This window comes from Mycolicibacter arupensis (genome assembly GCF_002086515.1).
Classification (GTDB): domain Bacteria; phylum Actinomycetota; class Actinomycetes; order Mycobacteriales; family Mycobacteriaceae; genus Mycobacterium; species Mycobacterium arupense.
The window spans coordinates 1-8,336 of record NZ_MVHH01000082.1 but is presented as its reverse complement, the minus strand read 5'-3'; the positions used below and the strand labels follow the sequence as shown (position 1 = coordinate 8,336).

Below are 8,336 nucleotides of genomic sequence, written 5' to 3'. Positions count from 1 at the left end.
CCTGCGCCGCAGGAGCCGACGCCAACGGCCCCAACCCAAACGCCAAAAACGCACCAACCGCAGTAGCGGCGCCAGCCGCCCGGCTACGCCGGCGGCTCACCGCGCCAGTGAGACCGCCCCGCCTTGTGGTGTGACGCTTGTCAGCCATTTGGAAACTCCCTTATCTGCTTAATTCTGTGACGTCGTGGGGTTGAAAAGGGCTACCGGTCAGGGTGCCGGGTTACCGCTGGGACCTTTGGGACCTGTTGCGCCAGTTGCACCGGTTGCGCCGGTCGCACCCTTACTGCTGCTTCCGGTTCCGGGGTTGCCGCCCGCACCGCCAGCACCACCCACACCGCCGGAACCGCCCGAACCGCCGGCGCCGACCGTGCCGCCGGAACCGGCGGCGCCGTCCTGACCGACACCCAGGGCCTTACCGCCCTGACCTCCGGAGCCAGCTGTACCGCCCTGGCCGCCGATGCCGCCGGTACCGCCGGTACCGCCGGTGCCACCGGGTCGACCGCCTTGGAAGAAGCCGCCATTGCTGCCCTTGCCACCCGTGCCGCCCTGGCCTCCCTGGCCGCCGGTGCCACCCGTGCCGCCGGTACCGCCCTTACCAGCGGCGCCGCCATCACCAGATTGGGTTCCACCAGAGCCGCCGTTGCCGGCTTGGCCGCCGGTTCCGCCCTGGTACCCGGCCGCTCCGGTGCCACCAATGCCGCCCTGGCCGCCGGGGTTGCCCGTAGATCCTGTGGTGCCGGTAGTTCCGACGGTGGTGTTGGCGCCGCCTTGGCCGCCCTGTCCGCCGTCGCCACCCCGACCACCGGTGCCGTGCTGGCCTGCACTGCCACCCTCGCCGCCCTTTCCACCGGCCAGGCCTGCGGTGTTGTTCGGTGCCACGCCACTGGCCCCACCGTTGCCGCCCCGACCTCCGTCGCCGTAGACGCCGGTGGCGTTGCCGCCGGTACCTCCGGTTCCGCCGATCTGGTTGGCAGTACCGGCACCGCCGTTGCCGCCGACTCCTCCATTGCCGGTTGCGCCCGCAACACCATTAGCACCTGAGGCAGCCTGTGCGGTGTTGTCGGCGTTCCAGCCGCCAGCTCCAGCCGTACCTGCCGTGCCCGCCACACTGGAGCTGTTGCCACCGGTACCGCCCGAGCCTGCCTGGGCGTTCGCTCCACCACCGGCCCCGTTTCCACCCCGGCCGCCAGCGCCTGCACTGCCGGCGTTACCACCGTTGCCGCCTTTGCCACCGACCCCATCGGCACCGGCAGCACCGTTGGTGGCGCTGCCGCCTACGCCACCGTTTCCACCGATTCCGCCGGCAGCACCGTTGCCAGCGATACCGTTCGCGTCGCCGCCGTTGGTGCCGTTGCCACCGCTGCCCGCCGCTGCGTCCGCGCCGCTCGCTCCGTCGGCAGCGTTCCCGCCGTTGCCGCCGTGACCAGCCGCACCGCCGGCACCCGCAGCGCCGCCGCTGCCGCTCTGGCTGCCGCCAGCGCCACCGTTGCCGCCCTTACCGCCGTCACCGCCGTCGAAGCCGTTGGTGCCGTTCCCGGAGCCATCGGTGAAGCCATGGGCGCCCGTGGCGCCGGCGCCACCGTTGCCGCCGGCACCGCCGGTTCCCACGGTGCCAGCCGCGCCGCCGGCACCGCCGTCACCGCCAGCCTGCGCGGAATTGTCCCCGAGGACCTGGCCCGCTCCGCCGTGGCCGCCCGCACCGCCGTTGCCGCCGGTGCCGAGGCTGCCGCCCGTGCCATTTGCGGCCGGCCCGCCGACACCCGTTCCGCCGGTGCCGCCCGCACCGGCGGTCGCACGGTCACCACCGTCACCGCCATCGCCACCGTGGCCTGCAACGCTGTTCGCGCCGCCGCCGGCACCCGTACCGCCGGTGCCACCGTTGCCCGCGTTGCCGGAGTTGCCGCCGTTACCGCCCTTGCCCGCGGCACCGTTGACGGCGTTGCCGCCGTTGCCACCGGCCGCGCCCGCCGCCGCGTCGCCACCAGACCCGGCGTCACCACCGGAGGTGCCGTTGCTGCCCGTTGCGCCGTTGCCGCCATTGCCGCCGCTGCCGCCATTGCCGCCATTGCCGCCGTTGCCGGCGTTGCCGCTGATCGATCCGCCGTCGCCGCCGTTGCCGCCGAGACCACCCTTGCCACCGCTGACACCATCCGTGCCATCTCCGGAACCGCTGGTGATCCCGCTGGAACCTGTCGCTCCGGCGCCGCCGGCGCCGCCCTGACCGCCATTTCCGATGGCGCCGGCCGCCCCTGCGTGGCCACCGTTGCCGCCGGCCTGCGCGACGCCGTCGCCCAGCATGACTCCGTTACCGCCAGCACCACCGTTACCACCGTGGCCGCCGGTCATGTCACCGTCGGCACCGGCCTTGCCGTCAGCAGCGATCGTGTTGTCGCCTCCGACGCCACCGTTGCCGCCAACACCGCCGGCACCGGCGTAGCCACCGGAACCACCGTCACCACCGATACCGGCCACGTGATCGGTTCCGCCGCCGGCTCCGGCACCACCGTTGCCGCCGCGCCCGGCCGCACCGCCGGCACCGCCGAGGCCGCCGACACCACCGGCACCGCTGGCGCCCTGAGTTCCGTTGGTGGCGGCGCCACCTACCGCGCCGGCACCGCCGTGGCCTCCGACGCCACCGTTGCCGCTCAGCCCGGCGTCGCCGCCGTTGCCACCGTTGTTGCCAGAGCCTGCAGTTGCGTTGGTTCCGTCCGTTCCCTGGGCGACTCCACCGACTCCACCGACACCGCCGGTACCTCCGCGCCCGCCGTTGCCACCGTTACCGGTAATGCTGCCACCCGCGCCACCTGCGCCACCGTTTCCGCCACTACCGCCCGTCACGCCTGCGGTGCCGTTGCCATCGACGTCGATGCCGCCATTGCCACCAACGGATCCGGTTCCGCCGTTACCGCCGTTACCGCCGTTACCGTGGATACCGGCCGTGCCGCCGATGCCACCGTTACCGCCGGCCTGGGCAGAGCCGTCGGCAAGAGTCTGTCCCGTTCCGCCGTGACCGGCGTTGCCGCCGTTGCCACCGACCCCGACGGCACCATCTGTGCCCTTTGCACCTGGCCCATTGATACCGGTTCCACCGGCTCCGCCGAGACCAGCCGCTGCACGGTCTCCGCCGTTGCCGCCGTTGCCGCCGTTGCCTGCGTTGGCGTTCGTGCCTCCGCCAGAACCATTGGCGCCGGTGCCGCCGTTGCCGGCATTTCCGGCGTGGCCACCATTGCCACCATTGCCGGCGGTGCCATTGACGGCACTGCCTCCCTTGCCACCCGCGGCACCTGCGGCGGCGTTTCCGCCCGCACCGCCGTTGCCACCGGATGTGCCGCCGCTGCCGGCAGCGCCATTACCGCCGGCCCCGCCGCTACCGCCGTCGCCGCCGTTACCGCCGTTACCGGCATTGCCTGAAATCGAGCCGCCGTTACCGCCGTTACCGCCGGTCGCGCCGGCTGTGCCTGACAGCCCGTTGGTGCCGTGGCCGTCGCCGCCGGTGATGCCGGCGGCGCCGATTCCGCCACTGCCGCCGTTACCGCCGTTACCGCCGTTACCGACATTGCCGGCGTTGCCACCGTTGCCGGCCTTACCGCCGGCCTGTCCGGTCAGGGCCGCGCCGTTGCCGCCGTTGCCGCCGTTACCGCCGTTACCGCCCTGAGTAGCCGCCGCACCGTCGGTGCCGTCTGCCCGCTGTGTGCCGTCGGCGTTGAAACCGCCCGTACCGCCGATGCCCGCGGTGCCGATGTTGCCGCCGGCGCCACCGTTTCCGCCGGTGCCGGCGATGCTGTTGACGCCGCCGGTGGCGCCGTGTCCACCGTTACCGCCGTCGGCCCCGTTGCCAGCGTTTCCGGCGTTCCCACCCACGGTGCCGAGTCCGTTGGTTCCGGCAACACCGTTGGTCGCGGTACCGCCAGCACCGCCGTTACCACCGTTACCGCCGTTACCGCCGCTGCCGCCGTTGCCGCCGTTGCCGCCGTTGCTGCCGGAGCCTCCGGTGCCCGCGACCGCGTTCAGGCCCGCCTTGCCCTGGAATCCGTTACCGCCGTTACCGCCGGTGCCCGCAGCGCCGGCACCGCCACCGGCGCCTCCGTTACCGGAGATCGTGCCGCCCTTACCACCAGCGCCACCGTCACCACCGGAACCGCCCGACTGACCACTTTGGCCGTTGACTGCTCCGGCAGTGCCAGCCGCTCCGTTGCCACCCACGCTGCCGGATCCACCGGCTCCACCGGCTCCACCGTTGCCGATGGTCCCGGCGTTGCCGCCGACACCGCCTGCGCCGCCGCTTTGCGGCACACCGCCGGCCAGAACCGATCCGTTACCGCCGCGGCCAGCTGCACCACCGTTGCCGCCGGCACCAGCACCGCCGTTGCCCCCGTTGACAGCCTGCTGGCCATCGCCACTCAGGCCGCCCTTGCCGCCCAGGCCGATAGCTCCACGGTCACCACCATTGCCGCCGTTGCCGCCATGTCCGGCAATCGTGTTGGAGCCGCCACCGGCGCCATTGGCGCCGGTGCCACCGTTACCGGCGTTGCCCGCGGCACCACCCTGGCCGCCGACGCCACCGGCACCGGCCGCACCGTCATTGCCCACCGTGGCGAGGCCACCGACACCACCGGCGCCACCGTGACCACCGAGGCCACCCGCGCCGCCGTGTCCACCGTTACCACCGTTGGCACCAGACAAGCCGCTGCCGAACGCCGCATTGGTCGCGCTGACACCGTTTGCGCCGAAGCCGCCGCGGCCGCCGGCACCACCGGCACCACCGGCACCGCCCGCGCCGGCGTCGCCGGACTCGCTTCCGCCTGCACCACCCATTCCGCCGTTGCCGCCGGCGCCGCCGTAGCCGCCGGCGGTGCCGCTGCCACCATTGCCGAAGCCGTCAACGACACCGTCCAAGCCAGCATTGCCAGCCGAGCCGATCCCGCCGTTGCCACCGGCGCCACCGACACCGACCGGGCCGGCCGCGCCACCGTTGCCGCCGTCGCCACCGGCTTGCGGTGTTCCGTTACCCAGGGTCTGGCCGCCGCCACCGTTGCCGCCCGCACCACCGTTACCGCCCGTTGCCGCGGCACCTGCGGCTCCGTTTGCCGCCTGCTCGGTGTGGCTGCCGTTCCAGCCGCCCTCACCAGCGCTGGCGCCGGCCTCACCTCGGATACCGCCCTTGCCGCCTTCACCGCCGCTTCCGGCCTTGACGCCAACTCCGCCGCCGGCGCCGTGGCCACCATTGCCACCATTGCCTGCGTTGCCAGCTGCGCCGGCGTTGCCGCCGAGCCCACCGACGCCATCCACGCCTGCGGCGCCGTTGGCTGCGGAACCGCCCTGACCGCCGTCTCCACCTTGACCACCGTTACCGCCGAGGCCACCGTTTCCGGCGTCCCCGCCAGCGGTTCCGTCGTTGCCGCTGCCCACGATGGCATTGATGCCAGCCGTACCGTCGGCTCCGTTGCCGCCATGACCGCCGTGGCCGGCCGCGCCGCCGGCGCCGCCCGCGCCACCGTTTCCGGAGATCGACCCACCGGATCCACCGACACCACCGGCACCACCGGCACCACCGTCGGCGCCATCGGTGCCATTGCCGTCGCCCGCGGTAAATCCGTCGATCGTGGCACCGGTGCCACCGACACCACCGGCACCACCGTTACCCGTTGCGGCGGCGTTACCGCCGGCGCCACCGGCGCCACCGCCCTGGCCGGTGTTGGTCGCCGAGATCAAGTTTGCGCCGGCGCCGCCCTGACCGCCCGCACCGCCGTCGCTTCCGATGCCGTCACTGCCGGCACCACCCAGGGCGCCGGCCTCAGTCCCGGCACCGCCGGTCCCCGCGGCGCCGGCGGCGCCGCCCTCGGCACCGTCGCCACCCGCTCCACCTGCGCCGGCGTTGGCAGCGCCACCGCCGCCGAGACCGATACCACCCGCACCGGCGATTCCCGCGTTACCGCCGTCACCGGCGTTTCCACCGATACCGCCGAGGCCGTCGTATGCGACGCCGCCGGTACCGCCGGTACCACCCTGACCGCCCGCGCCGGCGTTTCCGCCGAAGCCGCCCGCCGTGTCGGCAACGGTCGCATCGGCGCCCGCGCCGCCCGCGCCACCGGCACCACCGGCGCCGGCGTTACCGCCCGCACCACCGTTACCCGAGGTGGTACCGCCGTTGCCACCGGTACCGCCGTTGCCACCGGTACCGCCGAGGTGGCCAGCAGTGCCGTTTCCGTTCGCGTCGGTGATGCCTGCGACCGTCGCTCCGACGCCACCGGCACCACCGGCACCGCCGTTTCCGACCACCGCCGCGTTACCACCGACACCGCCGGCGCCACCGGCCTGACCGGTCAGACCATCACTGGCCAAACCGACACCGGCACCACCGTTACCACCATCAGCACCATCACTGCTCAGACCCGCCTGGCCCGCAGCGCCATCAGCGCCCGCCTCGGTACCGGCACCACCGGCGCCGAAGCTACCTGCCGCACCACCGTCTGCGCCGTTACCACCGCTACCACCGTTGCCCGCAGCGTCCGTACCGCCACCGCCGAGGCCCGCACCACCAGCCGCAGCCACACCGGCTGCCCCGCCGTCACCCGCGTCACCACCAGCACCACCAAGGCCGTCAACCGCAGCGCCACCGACACCGCCAGAACCGCCCGCACCACCGGCACCGGCGCTACCACCATTGCCACCGGCAGCACCGGCCACCGTCGCGTCAGCAGCAGCTCCACCGTTGCCGCCCAGAGCGCCCTTGCCACCGGAACCGCCCGCACCACCGTTACCCGAGGTGCTACCGCCGGCACCACCGGCACCACCAGCACCGCCAGCGCCACCAACACCACCAACCGTGCCGTCACCCGCGCCATCGGTGCTGCCGTTAGCCCCAACAGCGCCAGCACCACCGGCACCACCGGCACCACCGTTTCCGACCACCGCCGCGTTACCACCGACACCGCCGGCACCACCGGCCTGACCGGTCAGACCATCACTGGCCAAACCGACACCGGCACCACCGTTACCACCATCAGCACCATCACTGCTCAGACCCGCCTGGCCCGCACCACCATCAGCACCCGCGCCCACGCCGAGACCACCGGCACCACCGGCACCACCGGCACCGCCATCAGCCCCCGCCCCACCGGCGCCGCCAGCACCCGCCGAGTCGGTACCGCCGCCGCCGAGGCCCGCACCACCAGCCGCAGCCACACCGGCTGCCCCGCCGTCACCCGCGTCACCACCAGCACCGCCGTTGCCCTGCGCCGATGTACCACCGGCACCACCATTACCACCCGCGCCACCAGCTCCGGCGCTGCCACCGTTACCGCCGGCAGCACCCGCCACCGTGGCGTCGTCCGCTGCACCGCCGTTGCCGCCGACACCGCCAGCGCCACCGACACCGCCGACCCCTCCGTCACCGGAGTTCGACCCGCCGGCTCCACCGACACCACCTTGTCCGCCGGCACCGGCATTGCCGCCGGCCGTGCCACTGCCGGTGTTGTCCGTCGTTCCGTTGGTGCCGTCAGCACCCCGGCCACCGGCGCCACCCGCGCCACCCGCGCCGTCAGTGGCCGCATTGCCACCCTGTCCACCGGTGCCGCCGGCCTGGCCGGTCACGCCGTCACTGGCCAGACCCGACCCGTCGCCGCCTGCACCGCCAGCACCACCATTGCTGCCGACTCCGACGCTTCCCGCCGCCCCGGCAGAACCGCCGTCGGTTCCGGTGCCCGCGGCACCAGCCACACCGCCGACGGCACCGTCACCGCCCTGACCGCCAGAACCGGCCGCATCTGCGGCACCGCCACCGAGGCCCTTGCCACCGGCAGCAGCCTGCCCGGCGTCGCCGCCGTTACCCGCAGCGCCACCGGCACCTCCGGCGCCGATGGCCGAGGTTCCTCCGGCGCCGCCGTCACCGCCGATGCCGCCGGCACCGGCGCTACCGCCGTTACCACCGGAGCTTCCTGCCACCGTCGCGTCGTCAGCGGCACCGCCGTTACCACCGGTGCCGCCGGTACCACCTACGCCACCAGCTCCACCTGTGCCCGAGTTAGTGCCGCCGGCTCCACCGGTACCGCCGGCTCCACCGGCTCCACCGGTACCACCCGAGGTGCCGTTCCCGCTGCCGTCACTGCCGCCGTGCTCACCCGTGGCGCCCCGGCCACCGGCGCCACCCACGCCACCATCACCGTTGTCACCGGCGTCGCCGCCGTTGCCGCCACGGCCACCGGCCTGGACGGTGCCATCGCCGAGCAGCTCACCGTTGCCACCCGCACCACCGGCGCCACCATTACCCTCGGCGCCGTCTGCGCCGATCGAGCCGGAGGCTGCCTGCGATCCACCACTGGAACCGCCCGCCCCAG

2 protein-coding genes are annotated in these 8,336 nt (G+C 73.7%); one reads left to right on the top strand and one right to left on the bottom strand.

The window, feature by feature from the left end:
- Positions 1–207: 207 nt before the first annotated feature.
- Entirely contained in the window at positions 208–8,151 is a 7,944-nt protein-coding gene (locus BST15_RS23145) for a PE family protein (RefSeq protein ID WP_207572066.1), read from the bottom strand.
- Between BST15_RS23145 and BST15_RS22440 the strand changes: the two genes are divergently transcribed.
- The coding region (locus BST15_RS22440) for a hypothetical protein (protein ID WP_207572065.1) at positions 8,113–8,336 on the top strand (224 nt) is incomplete at its 3' end. The two genes, BST15_RS23145 and BST15_RS22440, sit on opposite strands and share 39 nt — an antisense overlap.